At 36.3% G+C, this 18,099-nt stretch carries 21 protein-coding genes; 20 read left to right on the top strand and 1 reads right to left on the bottom strand.

Going from position 1 to position 18,099, the window contains the following annotated elements; all coding sequences use genetic code 11:
• Window positions 1-8 precede the first annotated feature (8 nt).
• The 12 genes from rplU (at window position 9) to recN (ending at window position 8,358) form a co-directional block, all read left to right on the top strand.
• Window positions 9-320: a 50S ribosomal protein L21 gene (gene rplU / locus G6534_RS06770; protein ID WP_059073571.1), complete on the top strand. Its 312-nt coding sequence runs from the start codon at window positions 9-11 to the stop codon at window positions 318-320.
• 2 nt (window positions 321-322) lie between these two features.
• Window positions 323-667, top strand: coding sequence for a ribosomal-processing cysteine protease Prp (locus G6534_RS06765; protein ID WP_056945147.1), 345 nt, complete (start codon window positions 323-325; stop codon window positions 665-667).
• A 12-nt stretch (window positions 668-679) separates the two neighbouring features.
• Window positions 680-952: a 50S ribosomal protein L27 gene (rpmA, locus tag G6534_RS06760; protein ID WP_057815145.1), complete on the top strand. Its 273-nt coding sequence runs from the start codon at window positions 680-682 to the stop codon at window positions 950-952.
• 138 nt (window positions 953-1,090) lie between these two features.
• A complete protein-coding gene (gene efp / locus G6534_RS06755) occupies window positions 1,091-1,651 on the top strand; it encodes an elongation factor P (RefSeq protein WP_057815143.1) in 561 nt (186 codons plus the stop codon).
• A 27-nt stretch (window positions 1,652-1,678) separates the two neighbouring features.
• A complete protein-coding gene (locus G6534_RS06750; RefSeq protein ID WP_010019407.1) occupies window positions 1,679-2,098 on the top strand; it encodes an Asp23/Gls24 family envelope stress response protein in 420 nt (139 codons plus the stop codon).
• Window positions 2,099-2,103: 5 nt separating this feature from the next.
• Window positions 2,104-2,508, top strand: coding sequence for a transcription antitermination factor NusB (gene nusB / locus G6534_RS06745; protein ID WP_010019408.1), 405 nt, complete (start codon window positions 2,104-2,106; stop codon window positions 2,506-2,508).
• A 38-nt stretch (window positions 2,509-2,546) separates the two neighbouring features.
• Entirely contained in the window at window positions 2,547-3,395 is an 849-nt protein-coding gene (locus G6534_RS06740) for a bifunctional 5,10-methylenetetrahydrofolate dehydrogenase/5,10-methenyltetrahydrofolate cyclohydrolase (RefSeq protein ID WP_082666891.1), read from the top strand.
• Entirely contained in the window at window positions 3,388-4,737 is a 1,350-nt protein-coding gene (gene xseA, locus G6534_RS06735; RefSeq protein WP_059073573.1) for an exodeoxyribonuclease VII large subunit, read from the top strand. Before G6534_RS06740 ends, xseA begins: the two co-directional genes overlap by 8 nt.
• Window positions 4,730-4,966 (top strand): exodeoxyribonuclease VII small subunit, encoded by a 237-nt coding sequence (locus tag G6534_RS06730; RefSeq protein WP_059073574.1) that lies wholly within the window; start codon window positions 4,730-4,732, stop codon window positions 4,964-4,966. Before xseA ends, G6534_RS06730 begins: the two co-directional genes overlap by 8 nt.
• Before the next feature lie 2 nt (window positions 4,967-4,968).
• Window positions 4,969-5,817: a polyprenyl synthetase family protein gene (locus G6534_RS06725; protein ID WP_059073575.1), complete on the top strand. Its 849-nt coding sequence runs from the start codon at window positions 4,969-4,971 to the stop codon at window positions 5,815-5,817.
• A gap of 10 nt (window positions 5,818-5,827) precedes the next feature.
• Window positions 5,828-6,652, top strand: coding sequence for a TlyA family RNA methyltransferase (locus tag G6534_RS06720; protein ID WP_059073576.1), 825 nt, complete (start codon window positions 5,828-5,830; stop codon window positions 6,650-6,652).
• An 8-nt stretch (window positions 6,653-6,660) separates the two neighbouring features.
• Window positions 6,661-8,358, top strand: a complete 1,698-nt coding sequence (recN, locus tag G6534_RS06715) for a DNA repair protein RecN (protein WP_182082528.1) — start codon at window positions 6,661-6,663, stop codon at window positions 8,356-8,358.
• On the opposite strand, the gene G6534_RS06710 is transcribed toward recN, so the two are convergent.
• Window positions 8,350-8,670, bottom strand: coding sequence for a hypothetical protein (locus G6534_RS06710; protein ID WP_059073578.1), 321 nt, complete (start codon window positions 8,668-8,670; stop codon window positions 8,350-8,352). The genes recN and G6534_RS06710 overlap by 9 nt on opposite strands.
• A gap of 178 nt (window positions 8,671-8,848) precedes the next feature.
• Here G6534_RS06710 and gmk point away from each other — a divergent pair, with 178 nt between their 5' ends.
• The 8 genes from gmk (at window position 8,849) to rsgA (ending at window position 18,094) form a co-directional block, all read left to right on the top strand.
• Window positions 8,849-9,460 carry a guanylate kinase gene (gene gmk, locus G6534_RS06705; RefSeq protein WP_082607430.1) on the top strand — a complete coding sequence of 204 codons (612 nt, stop codon included), beginning with the start codon at window positions 8,849-8,851 and terminating at the stop codon, window positions 9,458-9,460.
• 6 nt (window positions 9,461-9,466) lie between these two features.
• Window positions 9,467-9,724, top strand: coding sequence for a DNA-directed RNA polymerase subunit omega (rpoZ, locus tag G6534_RS06700; protein ID WP_057815128.1), 258 nt, complete (start codon window positions 9,467-9,469; stop codon window positions 9,722-9,724).
• A gap of 69 nt (window positions 9,725-9,793) precedes the next feature.
• The gene (priA, locus tag G6534_RS06695; protein ID WP_182082527.1) at window positions 9,794-12,202 is read left to right on the top strand and encodes a primosomal protein N'; all 2,409 of its coding nucleotides are present in this window, start codon (window positions 9,794-9,796) and stop codon (window positions 12,200-12,202) included.
• 13 nt (window positions 12,203-12,215) lie between these two features.
• Window positions 12,216-13,166 (top strand): methionyl-tRNA formyltransferase, encoded by a 951-nt coding sequence (gene fmt / locus G6534_RS06690; protein ID WP_059073580.1) that lies wholly within the window; start codon window positions 12,216-12,218, stop codon window positions 13,164-13,166.
• Complete coding sequence (rsmB, locus tag G6534_RS06685; RefSeq protein WP_182083282.1) at window positions 13,156-14,478, top strand: 16S rRNA (cytosine(967)-C(5))-methyltransferase RsmB; 1,323 nt, start codon at window positions 13,156-13,158, stop codon at window positions 14,476-14,478. The genes fmt and rsmB overlap by 11 nt, the downstream gene beginning before the upstream one ends.
• Before the next feature lie 19 nt (window positions 14,479-14,497).
• Complete coding sequence (locus G6534_RS06680) at window positions 14,498-15,244, top strand: Stp1/IreP family PP2C-type Ser/Thr phosphatase (RefSeq protein WP_182082526.1); 747 nt, start codon at window positions 14,498-14,500, stop codon at window positions 15,242-15,244.
• Entirely contained in the window at window positions 15,245-17,197 is a 1,953-nt protein-coding gene (gene pknB / locus G6534_RS06675; RefSeq protein WP_059073582.1) for a Stk1 family PASTA domain-containing Ser/Thr kinase, read from the top strand.
• A 3-nt stretch (window positions 17,198-17,200) separates the two neighbouring features.
• Window positions 17,201-18,094 carry a ribosome small subunit-dependent GTPase A gene (gene rsgA, locus G6534_RS06670; RefSeq protein WP_182082525.1) on the top strand — a complete coding sequence of 298 codons (894 nt, stop codon included), beginning with the start codon at window positions 17,201-17,203 and terminating at the stop codon, window positions 18,092-18,094.
• Window positions 18,095-18,099 lie beyond the last annotated feature (5 nt).

The raw sequence follows: 18,099 nt of genomic DNA, 5'->3' as shown, positions 1-18,099 counted from the left end.
GTACGTTTATGTACGCAATTATTAAAACTGGTGGTAAGCAATATAAAGTTGAAGAAAACTCTTCAATTTATGTTGAAAAGCTTGATGTCAAAGAAGGAGACGCAGTTACATTTGATGATGTAATCTTAGTTTCTGATGGCAAGTCTGTTAAAGTTGGTAGCCCTGTAGTTGAAGGCGCTAGTGTTTCTGGTAAGGTTGAAAAACAAGGTAAGGAAAAGAAAGTTGTTACTTACAAGTACAAACCTAAGAAGCATTCACATACAAAGACAGGTCACCGTCAACCATATACAAAGGTACTTATCGATAGTATCAAGGCTTAATCATGATTAAAGCTAGTTTTCACCAGAATTCAGATAAACAGATCGATTCCTTTTTAATTAAGGGACATGCTGATTCAGGACCTTATGGTCAAGATTTAGTTTGTGCTGCTGTTTCGGCAGTTACGATCGGTACGATCAACAATCTGGAAAAACTCACTGGGGCTAAGCCTCAAGTGGTCATGGATGAGGTAAATGGCGGCCATCTAGGTTGTCAATTTGACGAAGCAATATCACACGATACTGCCTTGTTATTGGATAATTTGTTTTGGACTCTTAAAGATGTCGAAGGAAGTTATGCCAAAAACATTGAAGTTTCAGTACAAAAAAATAAAATAGATCTTGATTAGGAGGTAAACTTCATGCTTAAGATGAATTTACAATTTTTCTCTCACCACAAGGGTGGTGGATCAACAAGTAACGGCCGTGACTCTGCTGGTCGTAGACTAGGTGCTAAGCGTGCTGATGGCCAAGCTATCACAGCTGGCTCAATTATTTACAGACAACGTGGTACAAAGATTCACCCAGGTGCTAATGTTGGTCGCGGTGGCGATGACACATTGTTCGCACTTACAGATGGCGTTGTTAAGTACGAAAGACTTGGCAAAGACAGAAGAAAAGTTTCAGTATATTAATATATTGATGAAAAAAGAGGACAATGTTCCTCTTTTTTTTATATAATAAGTATGAGTTATTGCCATTAACACCGAAATATTGGTAAGATATTGTATGGTGCTTTATCGGTAAAAATTTACGAATCAAGGGAGAAACAAATGTCAATTTCAGTAAATGATTTTAAAAACGGTTTAACAATTGAAGTAAAAGATGGTATCTGGCGTGTTGTTGAATTTCAACATGTTAAGCCAGGTAAGGGTAGTGCTTTCGTACGTTCAAAGTTAAAGAACTTGAGAACTGGTGCTGTTCAAGAAATGACTTTCAGATCAACTGCTAAAGTTGAAAAAGCTAATATCGAGAACAAGAAGATGCAATATCTTTACGCTGATGGTGATAACTACGTGTTCATGGATACAACAACTTATGAACAACTATCACTTCCAGGCGATGAAATTAGAGACGAATTGAAGTATTTGAAAGAAAATATGGAAGTCAGTGTCATAATGTATGGTGGCGAAACACTTGGTGTTGAATTACCTAATACAGTTGATCTAAAGGTTGTTGAAACAGAAGCTTCAATCAAGGGTGATACACAATCAGGTGGTTCAAAACCAGCTACAATGGAAACAGGTGTTGTTGTGCAAGTACCATTCTTCGTTAACGAAGGCGATATGCTAACAATTAACACACAAGACGGTACTTACATTTCACGTGCCTAATTAATAATTGATTATGGAGATAAGTTTATGGCTGAACAAAAATATGTTTCTCTACAACAAGATAGTGGAAAAATAAACGGTAATGTTGAAATATCACATCAAGTTATTGAGATCCTTTTAGGAATTGCTACAAACCAGGTTGAGGGTGTTTACGAAATGCGTGGAACTATTTCAAGCCGAATTGATTCACTCTTTGGTAGAATCAACCATGGTAAGGGAGTTGATGTGTCGTTTGCAGATAATCAAGTGTCTGCTGATGTCTATGTTTATCTAGAATATGGCGTATCGATCCCTAAAGTATCCTTAGAGATCCAAAAATCAGCCATTGAACAACTTGAATTCATGACCGATTTAGACTTAAGTGAAATCAACGTACATGTTGTCGGATTAATCGCTAAGAAAGAAACTGGCGATATCGAACGTGTAACAACAGATAAAAAGGAATAAAACTAGTGATAAGTAGACATAAGATCAGGGAACTCGCAGTTCAATCACTATTTTCCATCGAAACTACTAAAGACACTCCAGAAGACGCTATCGCATCTACCATGCAACTATGCGATTTGACGACTGAAGCAGTGCCAGATTATTTGACATTCTTGGTTTCGGGAACAAATGAACATCAAGAAGAGCTTGATGAAAAAATTGCTAAGTATTTGAAGAATAAATGGACAGTTCAACGCTTGTCCAGAATTGACCGTGCAATTTTACGCGTTGGGTTATTTGAAATGGAAAACAGTTTAGAAGTACCAAGGAAAGTAGCTATTGATGAAGCAATTCAAATGGCTGGTGACTTTGGCGATAAGGACTCAAAGTCCTTCATAAATGGAATTTTATCTAATTTTGTAGAAGGGTAAAGGCTGATAAATTTATCAGCCTTTTTATGGTGATTAGTATGAAATTATTAGAGGGTAAAAAAGTAGCACAAGCTTTGGATGAAACAATGACTAAGCGAGTTGAAGAATTAAAGAAAAAGGGCGTAACTCCTGGATTGGCCGTTATTTTGGTCGGTGACAATTCAGCCAGTGCCGTTTACGTTCGCAACAAGAAACGTCGTGCCGAAAAACTGGGAATTGACTTTCAATTGATTCATTTTGATGCCACTGTAACTGAAGATGAACTTTTGAAGAAAATCGATGAATTGAATCATGATGAAAATGTTGATGGTTTTATCGTTCAATTGCCAGTTCCTGATCATATCGATGAGGACAAAGTTATTGAAGCTATTGATCCAAGAAAAGACGTTGATGGTTTTACTCCTATTAGCGTTGGTAATCTTTGGATTGGGACACCTTTAACTAAACCGGCAACTGCTTCAGGAATTTTAATGATGCTTGACCATTACAACGTTGATTTAGATGGTAAAAACGTCGTTATCGTTGGTCGTAGCAATATCGTTGGAAAACCAACAGCTGCTTTAATGTTGGATCGTAATGCCACTGTAACGATCACACATTCACATACTAAGAACTTAAAAGAAATAACAAGTAAGGCTGATGTGCTAGTTGTAGCCATTGGAAAGGCCAAATTTATCACTAAAGAATACGTCAAAGACCAAGCAATCGTCGTTGACGTTGGTATGGATCGTGATGAAAATGGCAAGCTTTGTGGGGATGTCGATTTTGATGACGTTAAACAAAAGGCTGCTATGATGACTCCCGTTCCTGGTGGTGTTGGTCCAATGACAATCACGGCCTTAGTAGACCAAGTGATTGAATTAGCCGAAGGCAGGGCAAATGGATAATGAGCAATATTTAACAGTTACCGCTTTAAGCCAATATTTGAAGAGAAAATTTGACGTGGACCCTTATTTGGGACACGTCTATTTGATGGGGGAGATTTCTAATTTTCGATTACGTCCCCATGCTCATCAATATTTTTCTTTGAAAGATGATAAAGCTAAGATTTCTGCGATAATGTTTAAGAGCAATTTTGAAAAAATTAAATTTAAACCTGAAGAAGGAATGCAAGTTCTCGTTCAAGGTCGAATTTCTTTGTATGAGCCAGCTGGATCATATCAGATCTACGTCGAATCTATGGAACCCGCTGGATTAGGAGCTTTGTATGTTGCTTTCGAGCAATTGAAGAAAAAGCTTTCTCAACAGGGTGTTTTTGATTTGCCCAAAAAGCCGATTCCTCAGTTCCCAAAACGAATTGCGGTTGTAACCAGTGAATCAGGTGCGGTTATTCATGATATTATGACGATCGTTGCTAGAAGGTTTCCAATCGTGCAATTAGTCTTGTACCCAGCTCAAGTTCAAGGTGATGAAGCTGCCAAGACTATTGTTGCTCAACTAAAAAGAATCAATGAGGACGGTAATTTTGATACGATCATTATCGGTCGTGGTGGTGGATCGATTGAAGATCTTTGGCCATTTAATGAAGAAATCGTTGCTCAAGCTATCGTTTCAAGCAAGATTCCAGTAATTAGTTCGGTTGGTCATGAGACAGATACGACTATTGCCGATCTAGTGGCTGATTTACGTGCTGCTACGCCGACTGCTGCAGCTGAATTAGCAACACCTGTCTTGAGTGATGTCTTAGAACACCTTCAAGACTTGCATACGAGACTTTACAGCGCTCAAAATAATTTGATCAACAACTACAAAGACCGTGTCCAAACTTTGTCTCAGAACGTCTTTTTACAGCATCCAGAGCGAATTTATGAAGTATATTTGCAAAAAGTCGATAGTTTAGAGGATAAATTACGTCAAAACTTGAATAATTCGTTGAATCGTTCCAAAACTGAATTGATTCAGTATGCAAATCGATTAGTCAGAGTTTCGCCGCGTGATCAAATTTATAGTTATAACAATCAAGTTAATCGCCAGTATCAAATTTTGATTAACAATATCAATAAGATCCTTAATAAAAATCGTAATGTATTTAATAGTCAAGTAGCTACTTTAGATTCATTGAGTCCTTTAAAGACTTTGAGTCGTGGATTCGCTATTCCGATGAACCAGAAGGGCAGAGTGTTGACTAAGGCATCTGATTATCAAGTCGATCAAACGGTGAATTTGAGAGTTAAAGATGGTAATGTTAAATTAATAACCAAAGAAATAAGCGAGGATAATAATGGCTGAAGAAAAGAAAACATTTGAAGAAAATTTGGCAGATTTAGAAGAAATCGTCAAAAACCTTGAAACTGGGAATGTTCCATTGGAAGAAGCCATGGAAAAATTCAAAAAGGGTGTTACCTTGAGTAAGGAACTCGAAAAGACCCTCAGTGAAGCCGAAGAAACGGTTACTAAGATCATGACTAAAGACGGTCAAGAAGTTAATATGAAAAATGATCAAAGTAAGGACGAATAGTTATGGAAATTAAAAAGTTTTCTGATTTTTGCGAGCAAGTTTTGCCAGATTTTAATCAATTCTTAAATGATCGATTGAATTCTGAGATTAAACAAGAAACTTTGAAACAAGCTATGCTTTATTCCCTCAATGCTGGTGGCAAAAGAGTTCGTCCAATGTTGTTTTTAGCTGTCGCTTATTCATCCGGAGTTAAGTTAAAAGACTTACCGAAATACTTCGATATTGCTGGTGCTATCGAATTAGTGCACACTTATTCCTTGATTCACGACGATTTGCCAGAAATGGATGATAGTGATTATCGGCGAGGCAAGTTATCCAATCACAAGAAATTTGGTGTTGGTCCAGCAGTTCTAGCTGGGGATGGTTTGTTGACACAAGCTTTTTATTGGATTGCTAAATCTAGTTTGAATACCGACAAACGAATGGCAGCAGTGAGAATTTTATCGCACAATGCAGGACCTATGGGAATGGTGGCTGGTCAAATGACTGACATTACCATGGAAGATAAAGTGTTGTCCGAAAGTGAATTGACTACCTTGCATAAGGAAAAAACGGCTGACTTAATGATGGCAGCTATTACTATGGGAGCCTTTTGTGCAGATCATGAGTTATCCAAAAACCTAGTTTTGTATGCTCAAGATGTTGGTTTAGCTTTTCAATTGAAAGATGACTTAGATGATTGTGGCGATGGAGAGGATGCAGACAAAAATACTTTTCCAAATCTGATTGGCAAAGAAGCAACTGAAACTAAATTAAATGAATTAGTTAAAGAAGCGTTCAATGCTGTTTTGAAGGAAGACAAATTCGATAAAAACTTACTAGTAAGCTTTTTGGATTATTTTAAAGAATAGGTGACAAATATTGGCAAAAAAAAGAATTGATGTTTTATTAGTTGAACAAAATTTATTTGAATCTCGTGAACAAGCTAAACGCTCAATTATGGCTGGTGAAGTTTATAATCAGGATAATTTGCGTTTTGATAAACCGGGCGAAAAAGTTGATCCAGAGACAGTCTTTCATTTAGCTAAAAATGCTCATTCCAAGTACGTTAGTCGTGGTGGCTACAAGTTAGAAAAGGCCTTGAAGTCATTTGATATTGATTTATCTGACCGTATTTGTTTGGATATTGGTTCGTCAACCGGTGGTTTTACCGATGTGGCTTTGCAAAATGGTGCTACTAAAGTCTATGCTTTGGACGTTGGTTACAACCAATTAGCTTGGAAACTACGTAAAGATGAACGTGTTGTCGTTATGGAACGAGTTAATTTCCGTTATAGCAAACCAGAAGATTTTCACGAAGGTTTACCACAATTTGCGATGACTGATGTTTCATTTATTTCTTTGGAATTAATTTTGCCACCAATGTTCAATATTATTTTGCCTGGTGCTGATGCAGTTTGCTTGATTAAGCCTCAATTTGAAGCTGGTCCAGAAAATGTTGGTAAGCATGGTATCGTTAGAGATCATAAAGTTCATCAAATGGTACTTGAAAAGATCACTAACTTCGCTAAAAATGCTGGTTTTATCGTTTCCGGATTGGACTTTTCACCAATCAAAGGTGGCGAAGGCAATATTGAATTTTTGATGCACATTCAAAAGCCTAAAGAGCCACAAGATGGTGAAATCTTGAATACCGTGTCAATAGAAAAGACCATGGAAGCCGCATACTCAAATCTAAATAAATAGGTGAAATTATGCTTAAAAAACTTATAATCAACAATTTTGCAATTATTAATAAATTACAAATTGATTTTCATCATGGCATGACTGCTTTAACTGGTGAAACTGGTGCCGGTAAGTCAATTATTATCGATGCCTTAGGATTGTTAGTTGGAAGCAGGTCTTCAGTTGATTTTATTAGAACAGGTCAAGAACAATTGAAAGTGCAGGGACTATTTGAAGTAAAATCGAGTAGTCCTCTTTTTGCTATTTTGGATGAATACGGCATCAATCATGAAGATAACCAACTGATCATTAAGCGTGAGATCAACCGCAAAGGACGTAATGTTTGTCGGATCAACAATGAATTAGTGAAAACTAATGTTTTACGACAAGTTGGCAAATTTCTAGTTGAAATTCACGGTCAAAATCAACAACAAGAATTACTGGACGAAGATAACCATATTAATATCTTGGATCGATTTTCCGATGATGATTTTCAAAAAGATTTGTTGGACTATCAAAATATTTTTTCCGATTATCAAGATAAGCGTAGTCGCTTACGAACGATTCAAAAGAATTCTCAAAATCTCGTTCAACGGATCGACATGTTAAAATTTCAAATCGAAGATATCGACAGTGCCAAAGTTGAAGCTGGAGAAGATGATAAATTAGAAGATGAAAAAAATCAGTTGTCTAATTTTGAGAAAATCAGTTCAGCTTTACAAGAGAGTTATCGTGGTCTATCGGAAAATAACGTTGGTGTCGTTGATGCTTTAGGAAATGTCAGAGATCAATTAGAAGACATCATGGATTATGATGATTCATATAAAGAATTGTATGATTCTGTCAATGGCGCTTATTATCAACTTCAAGATAATGCCGCGACGATTGCTGATCAGTTGGAAAATCTAGATTTTGATGAGAATCGTTTAGACAATATTCAAAAACGCTTGATTACTTTAGACAATTTGAAAAAGAAATACGGTCCAACCTTAGATGAAGTGATTGAATTTGGCAAAAAAGCTCATCAAGAACTATCAGAGATTGATATTGATGATGACACTGAGGTTAATTTGGAAAAAGAAATTCAACAGTTGCAAACTAAACTCTTGGATTTGGCCAAAGATTTGTCTAAGAAGCGCCATAAAACAGCAACGTCTTTGGAGAAATCCATTAATCATCAATTAAAAGATTTGTATATGCCAAACGCTAAATTTGGTGTTTCATTTAGTTCACTTGATGACAATAATTTGTCTGACAAAGGAATTGACCAGATTAGATTTGATTTGAAGACTAATCTTGGAGAAGATTTTAAACCTTTGGTAAAAGTTGCCTCTGGTGGTGAATTATCTCGTGTTATCTTGGCTTTTGAAGCTATTATTGCTGCCAAAATGAATGTCGAAACAATCGTTTTTGATGAAATCGATACTGGTGTCAGCGGCCGTGTAGCCCAGGCGATTGGCGATAAAATTTATAAAGTTTCACAATTTCTGCAAGTTCTCTGTATTACGCATTTACCACAAGTGGCAGCTATGAGTGATATTCAATTTGAGATAAAAAAAGAGACCGTCAAAGACAAAACTGAAACTCAAGTTTCGTTGCTTGACGATCTACAAAGAATTGAAGCGATATCCTTAATGTTGGCTGGAACTAAGGTGACTGATTTAACTAGAGAGCATGCTAAAGAATTGTTGGAATTAGCTCAAGGCGAACAAAAACGTTTAGACTAAATTAATTGACTTCAAATTGCCCAAAGTAACTATGCTAAAGAGGCTATTGTTGACTTTGAAAACGTATTTATTTTGATTAACTTGTGAAATAAATTTGCCATGAAGTTGATTGTCGTTTAACATTGTAATAACGACAGAATAATTTCTTTGGAAACTTTGTTCTGCAAAAATTTGTAATTGCATTAATGGCATTTGTTTAAATTGAGTCTTTGTTTCATTCTTGAGATTAAAATCGAAATTATTATTAATAAAACTAGTGGTGTTGTTGATTAGATTTGTAGTGAAACGATTGTGTAATTGTCTTGCTTGCATTTTTAAACCCCCGAACGCTTGTTTGTACCTTCATTATACGAACAAGTGTTCGAAAGAGCAACTCTATTTTTATATTTCTTAAGAAATTTTTATCTTGACGTGGTTCAAAGTCTTGAAAAACATACGAATTTATTGCATTATAGATATCAATATTAAAATAGATAGTAGGGATAGTTTAATTATGTCAAGGGGAATGTTAATCGTTTTATCAGGTCCATCTGGAGTTGGTAAAGGAACTGTTAGAAAAGCAATGTTGAAGAATTCATCAATTAAATTTGATTATTCAGTTTCGATGACAACGCGTCAAATGCGTCCTGGAGAAGTCGATGGAGTCGATTATTATTTCCGAACAAATGAAGAATTTGAAAAGGAAATAGAAAATGGTGGCATGCTTGAATATGCTAAGTATGTCGATCATTATTATGGAACTCCTTTGAAGTATGTCAATCAAAAGCTTGATGCCGGAATTGATGTGTTATTAGAAATCGAAGTCAATGGTGCTATGCAAGTTCGCGAGAAGATGCCTGATGGCGTATTTATTTTCTTGACACCGCCTGATTTGACAAGTTTACGAGATCGTATTACTCACCGTGGTACTGATGATGAGAAGACAATCGACAAACGTATGGAAAAGGCTAAAAAAGAAATTCAAATGATGACTAGCTATGACTATGCCGTTGTAAATGATAAAATACCTAATGCAGTCGAAAAAATTGAAGGTATAATTAAGAGTGAACACTTGAGAGTGCCACGCGTAATTGACCAATATAAAAAAATAATAGGAGATTGATAATTTATGATTATTTATCCATCAATTGATAAACTTTTAGATCGAGTTGACTCTCGTTATTCACTAGCAGTTCTAGCTGCCAAACGTGCTCACGAATTGGAAAATGGTGATGTTGAGTTATTGAGCCATTATGAATCACCAAGAACTGTTGGTCGTGCATTTGAAGAAATTGCTGATGATAAAATCGAAATCGATCCTAATTCAATTCTTCTTGAAAAAGAAGCCGAAAAGGTTGAAGAAGAGAAAAAAGAAGAAAACGAATAAAATTATTCCTTCACTGATTTGCGAATTAGTGAGGGCTTTTTTATTCTTAAGGAAAAATAGGTGGTTTTTATGTCAGTAGCAGAGATAATCGTTGATGTACCGACGATGCAAACAAATCGACCATTTGAATATGATATTCCTGAGAGTTTATCTGAAGTAGTTGTTCCAGGGATGCGAGTTGAAGTACCTTTTGGACGTGGTAAGAGAAAAATCCAGGGCTTTGTTATGAAAGTAAAAGACAGCAGCGACTTTCAAGGAAAGTTGAAACCAATTACTCGTGTGATAGATTTAAAACCAGTCTTGTCAAAAGAAATGCTACAACTGTCGTACTGGTTAGCTGATCAAACTTATTCTTTTCAGATTTCCTGTCTACAAACGATGTTGCCTAGTGTCATGCGGGCTAAATATCAACAATTCGTAATTCCAATAGTAAAAGATGATCCAGAAGTCAAAGTATTATTATCCAATCAAGATAGTCTAGAGATTACGAGTGCGCTCGATGACCAAACGATTCGCTTTATCAATAAATTACGAAAGAATAATAAAGTAGACATTCAATACGTTGTAAAAAATAAAGCCGTTCAAGTAAAACGACAAGCTGTTACAACGGATTTGAATGTCATCCAGCTGCATGAAGCCAAGAGTAAATTGCGAAAGAATGCTTCTTCCCAAATTAAATTGTTAGCTTTTCTAGCTGATCATTTACAAGAATTACCGATAGAATACAACGTTTTAGAAAAAGACCATGGCATCTCAAGATCAGCCATTAAGACAGCAGAAAAAAATGGCTTGCTCAAAACGGTTGAAGTTACAAAATTACGTAAGCCAGTTGGTATCACGCCGGAACAAACGACAAAATTGGCTTTAACGTCTGAACAACAAGTTGCTGTTGATGAAATTTCTCAAGCTATTACTAATGAAGATCCTCAGACTTTTTTGATTGAAGGAGTCACTGGTAGTGGTAAGACGGAGGTTTATTTACAGACAATTAAAAAAGCATTGCAACAAGATAAGACCGCTTTGATGCTAGTTCCAGAAATTTCATTAACGCCTCAAATGGTCAACCGTGTTGTCGGCCGTTTTGGTGATCAAGTGGCGGTGTTACATTCTGGTTTATCCAATGGCGAACGCTACGATGAGTGGACGAGAATTGAAAACAATGAAGTCAAAGTTGTTGTGGGAGCAAGAAGTGCCGTCTTTGCACCATTAAATAAAATTGGCCTAATAATTATCGATGAGGAGCATGAAGCTAGTTACAAACAAGATGATAATCCTCGTTATCATGCACGTGATGTAGCGTTATGGCGGGCAAAAGTCAATAAATGCCCAGTTGTTTTAGGTAGTGCTACGCCATCTTTGGAGTCGAGAGCTCGGGCTGAAAAGGGCGTTTATCATCTGATAAGGATGAAAAAGAGAATTAACAATCAGACTTTGCCACATGTACAAATAGTTGATATGCGCGATTCCGAAAACTCAGCTGTGAAGGGTGATTTTTCGCCAACTTTACAAAAGAGTCTCCAGGAAACACTCGATAATCACGATCAATCGATTGTTTTGTTGAATCGTCGAGGCTATTCATCCTTCATGATGTGTCGTGAATGTGGGTTTGTTTTGAAATGTCCTAATTGTGATGTTTCATTGACATATCATAAAGATTTGAGAAGAATGAAGTGCCATTATTGTGGACATGAGGAGCCAGTTCCTAATATGTGCCCTAATTGTCACAGTAAAAAAATCGGCTTTTATGGTACCGGGACGCAAAACATTGAACAGCAATTAAATGATTTATTTCCAAAAGCTCGTGTCTTACGAATGGACGTTGATACAACGAGAAGAAAGGGTGCTCACGCAAAGATTTTGCAACAATTTGGACAGCATAAGGCTGATATCTTGTTAGGAACACAAATGATTGCTAAAGGACTAGATTTTCCTGATGTAACCTTAGTTGGAGTAATTAATGCTGATACTACTTTGAGTTTGTCAGATTATCGGGCCAGTGAAAGAACCTTTCAATTGTTGACTCAAGTCAGTGGTCGTGCTGGTCGAGCCCAAAAAACTGGCCACGTAGTGATTCAGACCTTTAATCCTGATCACTATGCAATCAAAGACGCGGCTAAACAAGACTATGAAACTTTCTTTAAACAAGAGATGTATCTACGTCACCAATCCAATTACACGCCATATTATTTTACGACTTTGGTCAGTGTCGCAAATCAAGACGAAGGTCAAACTCTGAAGCAAGCTTATTGGTTGAAAAAACAGCTCCAAACAGCTTTATCTAAAGATGCGATTCTTTTAGGTCCAAGTCCAACGATGATTTCTCGGAAACAAAACAAATATTATTATCAAATTATTGTAAAATATAAGCATGAGCCGAAATTGCACGAACGATTGCTTGAAATTTTAAATGAGACCCAAGCGGATGCCAAGAAGGGTTTTACGATTGCAATCGATAATGAACCACAACACATTGATTAGTGAGGATGATTGAATGACGAAAATTATATTTTTAGGAACACCAGATTTTTCTGCAACAGTTTTGAGGGGATTACTAAAAGAAGGTTATGACGTAATTGCTGCAGTTACTCAACCTGATAAGCCTGTTGGTAGAAAACAAAAACTTCAAAAGAGTCCAGTTAAGTTAGTAGCTGAAAGTGAAAACATCAAACTTTTCCAACCTGCTAAATTGCCTGGTAGTCCAGAAGTCGAAGAATTAAAAGCATTGCATGCAGATTTGATTATTACGGCTGCTTACGGCCAATTTTTGCCAACTAGCTTTTTGGAATCAGCAAAAGTAGCTGCTATCAACGTTCACGGTTCACTTTTGCCAAAATATCGTGGTGGTGCACCAATTCAATGGTCACTAATAAATGGTGATAAAGAAACTGGAATCACGATTATGTATATGGTTAAAGCGATGGATGCTGGAGATATTATTAGTCAAGAGAAATTGCCAATTGAAAAAGACGATGACAATGGTAGCTTATTTGAAAAAATGGCAATCGTTGGTCGTGAACTTTTGTTGGATACGATTCCTAAGATTCTAAGTGGTGATATCAATCCTATCAAGCAAGATCCAGACAAGGTAGTCTTTTCGCCTAATATTTCTAAAGAACAAGAACATATTGATTTTACTAAGCCTGCCGAAACAGTCTTTAATCAAATTCGTGCGTTAAGTCCTGATCCAGGTGCTTGGATGATGTTAGATGGTCAAAGAACAAAATTATATAAGACAGAAGTAATTGAATTAAACTCCAATCAAGCTGTGGGCACAGTAGCAGATTTGAGTAAAAAGAAATTGGTTATCGTTGCTGGTGATGGTCAAGGTGTTTCTATTAAAAAAATCCAACCAGCTGGTAAAAAAATTATGGATATTGCCAACTATATGAATGGTTTAGGTAAAAATCTAGAAAAAGGACAACAAGTAATTGATGAAAAATAATCCTCGTGAACTAGCCGTAGAGGCATTAACTAGAGTTTTTAAAAATAAGGCCTATTCAAATATTGAAATCAATAATATTTTGAATAACTCGGATATGTCCGATGTTGACAAACGTTTGATGACAAATATCGTCTATGGCGTTATTCAACATAAATATGTTTTGGAATATCAACTAGAACCTTATTTGAAGGATAAGAAACTCGACTTGTGGTTAGATTTATTACTTCAAACAGCAATTTATCAACTATCATATCTCGATAAGATCCCAGAACATGCTGTTTTGAATGAATCAACTGAAATTGCCAAACAAAAGGCCAATCGTGGTGCTGGTAATTTAGTTAACGCTGTTTTGAGAAACTTCCAACGTCACGGTGCTAGAGAAATGTCTGGTAAAGATACTGTCTATGATTTGAGTAAGTTTTATAGTGTTCCCCGTTGGCTCGTGCAGTTGTTTATCGACCAACAAGGTATGGCTAAAACTAAGGAAATTTTGAAGTCAATTAATCAACCTTCACACGTATCTATTCGAGTTAATACTAATAAGACGACGGTATCGAATTTACAAAAGACACTTCAAAGCAAAGGTTTTGATGTAAAACCAAGCAAAATTTCTTCAGTTGGGTTAATCTGTGAGAGTGGAAACTTAGTTAATACTGATGAATTTAAAGATGGCTTGTATACGATTCAAGATGAAAGTTCAATGCTTGTTGCTCCAGCTCTCGATTTAAAACCCGATAGTCGAGTTTTAGATGCCTGTGCTGCACCTGGTGGTAAAACTACTCATATTGCCAGCTACATCAAAGATGGTGAAGTAACGGCTTTAGATATTCATAAACACAAGACCAAGTTGATTCGTGATAATAGTCAAAGAATGGGCTATAGCGATATCATTAGTACTGGAGCAATTGATGCCAGAAAAGCTAAAGATGTCTTGAATACGACTTTTGATCGTATTTTGGTCGATGCCCCATGTTCCGGTCTTGGCTTGATCAGAAGAAAACCAGAATTAAGATATTTCCGCCAAGAAGAAGATTTGATGAATTTGCAACGAGTTCAATTGCAAATTTTGGATAGTATGGTTGATTTATTAGAGGTCAATGGTAAGTTAGTTTTTAGTACTTGTACTTTTGATGATGAAGAAAATGAAGCAGTCGTAAAGAAGTTCTTAGCTGATCATAAAAACTTTGAGCTTGAACCTGTTAAGCATGAAGCTGTTATGGACAAATCAGTCAAAGACGGCATGTTAAAAGTTCTACCTAGTGATTACTTTACAGATGGTTTCTTTATAGCTACTTTCGTTAGAAAAAATTAAAGAGGTAAGGTCTAAACTGATGGAATATGCGTTACTAACTGATGTTGGAAAACTCAGAGAAAACAATCAAGATTATGTGAATGTTTTCAAGAACAAAAAAGGAATTGTCTTTGGAATTGTGGCCGATGGCATGGGTGGACACCGTGGTGGAGATGTTGCATCTGACATGGCAGTATCTCATTTAGGACATAATTTTGAGGAATCAGAAGTTGACGAAATTAGTGAACTTCGTGAATGGATTATTCGAGAATTAAGTAAGGAAAACGATCGAATCGTCTCTGTATCGAATCAATTTGATGATTTAAACGGTATGGGAACGACGATGGTTGGCGTATTTTTTGTTGGATCCAAAATGATGGTCGTCAATGTCGGTGATTCAAGATGCTACATTTATGCAAATGATGAATTGAAACAATTGAGTGTTGATCATTCATTGGTTCATGAACTTTTGGAGACTGGGCAAATCAGTCCTGAAGAAGCTGAAAATCATCCGCAAAAAAATATCATTACACAAACTCTTGGTGTGTCACAAACGGTTCAACCAAGAGTAAAAGATTTTGATTTGGTTAATAATGCCATTATTCTTTTGTGTACTGATGGCTTGACTAACATGGTTCCAGAAAATGAAATTAAAGATATTTTATCCAAGAAGATGAGTCTTGAGACAAAATGTCATCTTTTAATCGACAAAGCAAATACTGCCGGTGGAAGAGATAATATTACCGCCTTACTCTTTTCTACGAAGGACGACGGAGGTAATCATTAGATGGAAAAAGGTTACCTAGTAGGCGGTCGTTATGAGATTCTAGGTACGCTTGGTGAAGGCGGTATGGCTAATGTTTATTTAGCTAATGACACTTTGTTAAACCGTAAAGTTGCTGTTAAAGCGTTACGGTATGATCTTCAAGATGATGAATCCGTTAAAAGGAGATTTGGTCGTGAAGCCAAGGCAACTAGTGGTCTCTCCAATCCCAATATCGTCAACGTTTTGGATGTTGGTAATGACAACGGAGTTCAATACATCGTTATCGAGTACGTTGACGGTCCTAATTTAAAGAAATATATCCGCACACATTTTCCAATCCCATATCATGAAGTAGTTGATATTATGAAGCAGATTTGTATGGCTGTTTCTGATGCTCATGAACATGGAATTATTCATCGTGATTTAAAACCAGAAAATATTTTGGTTGATGAGAAAAAGGACCCAATTCAAGTTAAGGTATCTGACTTTGGAATTGCCTTAGCTTTGAGTGAACGTTCAATTACTCGGACTAACTCTTTATTAGGTTCAGTGCATTACATGTCTCCTGAGCAAATTAAGGGACGTCCAGCGACAGTGTTGTCCGATGTCTATGCTTTAGGAATTGTTTTGTTTGAATTATTGACGAAACACGTGCCATTTACTGGTGATACAGCTGTGACAGTAGCTTTGAAACATTCCAAAGAGGAAATGCCGGATTTGAAGAAAATCGATCCTGATATTCCTCAACCTTTGGAAAATGTTGTATTGAAGGCTACTGCTAAAGATCCTGATCAGCGTTATCAATCAGTTAAAGAAATGTGCGAAGATTTGAACACATGTCTGATGCCTGAACGCAGTGACGAACCGAAGTTTATTCCAACACCAATCAATGATTTGGAAGAAACTCGTGTAATGGAGCCTATGGACACAAAGCATGAAGAAGATGCTCCCGTTAAACAAAAGCCCAAAATGAGTCACAAAAAGAAAATGATTTTGATGCTTTCGATTATTCCTATCGTTTTGATTTTGTTTATCATCGCGATGGTTATTAAGAGTAATCAAGAGACAACAGTTCCTGATTTATTCAATTTAACGGTCAAACAAGCCAATGTCATGCTCAAAAGTTCTAATTTGACTACGGGCGATATTTCTAAAGAAAATGATGACGATGTTGAAGCTGGTCATGTAATTAAGTCAGTTCCCGCTAAAGGCTTGAAGTTGAAAAATGGGGCTAATGTCAATTTAGTAGTCAGTTTAGGTGCTAAATATTACAAGATGCCAAAATTGATTGGCCAAGATTATGATGATGTTTCCGCTAATTTGAAGAAACGTGGATTTAAGATAAAAATACGTTACAAAGCGACAAATGACTATACGGCCGGAATAATTATTGATCAAAGTATCAAGAGTGGTAAAAAGGTCGTTACTAAAGACAAGCCATTAACTATAACGATTGCTAAAGTAAAAACGGTTAAACCAAAAACGGTCAAAGTCCGTGATTTAACTGGTTATAATTTAAAGAGTATTCAAGATTATGCTACTGAAAGTCATTTGAGACTTGATACTTCGTATGCATATTCTAGTGATATTGAAGAAGGTTTATTAATCAGTCAATCACCAGATGCAAATACAACTGTTGATCAAGGTGCTACTTTGACAGTAGTAATATCTAAGGGTCCAGATCCAGAGAAATCCTCTGATAGCGATGACGAATATTCAAACAATAATACTAGTTCGAATACTACTAAGACAGTCACTAAGGATATAACAATTCCTTATGACGAAAGTGGTGATAACAGTATTACGATTTATATTTCAGATGCTACGCACAGCATTAATTCGCCATATCGGACAATGACTATTAGTGAAGATACACCAGTAACATTAAGTTTTAATTTAAAAGATGGACAGACAGGATCCTATATAGTCGAACGTGATAATAAGACTGTATTAGGCGGTTCAGTCAATAGGTGATGTATGGAAAAAACAGGAAGAATTATAAAATCAATCAGTGGATTTTATGATGTTTTAGATGATGAAAGTAACGAATTGATACGGACTAGGGCGCGTGGAAATTTCCGTAAGCGTAAAATCAAGCCTTTAGTCGGTGATAAAGTTAGTTTTGATTCTACAGGTGATTTAGGCTATATCTTGGAGATATTACCTCGTGAGAATAGTTTAGTTCGTCCGCCAATTGCAAACGTCGATCAAGCGATTGTCGTAACTTCAGCAGCGGAACCTAATTTTTCGAGTAATTTATTGGATAAAATTTTGGTAAATATCGAGCATAATGATATTGAACCCGTAATTTATTTAACAAAGGCTGATTTATTATCTGATGAACAATATGAAAAGTTAAAGACGACTTTAGAAGGTTATCGTGATCATGCGGGGTATCAAGTCTTTTGTGATCGTGACAGTTATAATGATCAACAAGTATCGAAGTTAAAAGCGACATTTGCTGACAAAGTAACAGTCTTTACAGGTCAATCGGGTGCTGGTAAGTCCACGTTACTAAATCATATTGATCATGATTTAGGTTTGGCTACGGCAGAAATTTCTCAAACATTGAATCGTGGTAAACATACAACTCGCCAAGTTTCATTATTTGATATTGAAGGTGGCTTGGTTGCTGATACGCCGGGATTTTCTTCAATTGATCTACAAAATATTGCTGTTGAAGAATTGCCTAAGCTTTTTCCTGAATTTTTGAAGTACAGTAACATGTGTCAATTTCGTGGTTGTCGCCACGTGAATGAACCTAACTGTGCTGTAAAAGAAAAACTTTCAGAAGGTCAGATAATGCAAAGTCGTTATGACAATTATCTCTACTTTTTGAATGAAATTAATTCGTACAAAAAAAGATATTGAGGAGT

Origin of the sequence: Companilactobacillus pabuli, from assembly GCF_014058425.1 — a bacterium.
GTDB lineage: Bacteria > Bacillota > Bacilli > Lactobacillales > Lactobacillaceae > Companilactobacillus > Companilactobacillus pabuli.
The sequence above is the reverse complement of the archived record's forward strand: the minus strand, read 5'-3'. Positions and strand labels throughout refer to the sequence as shown.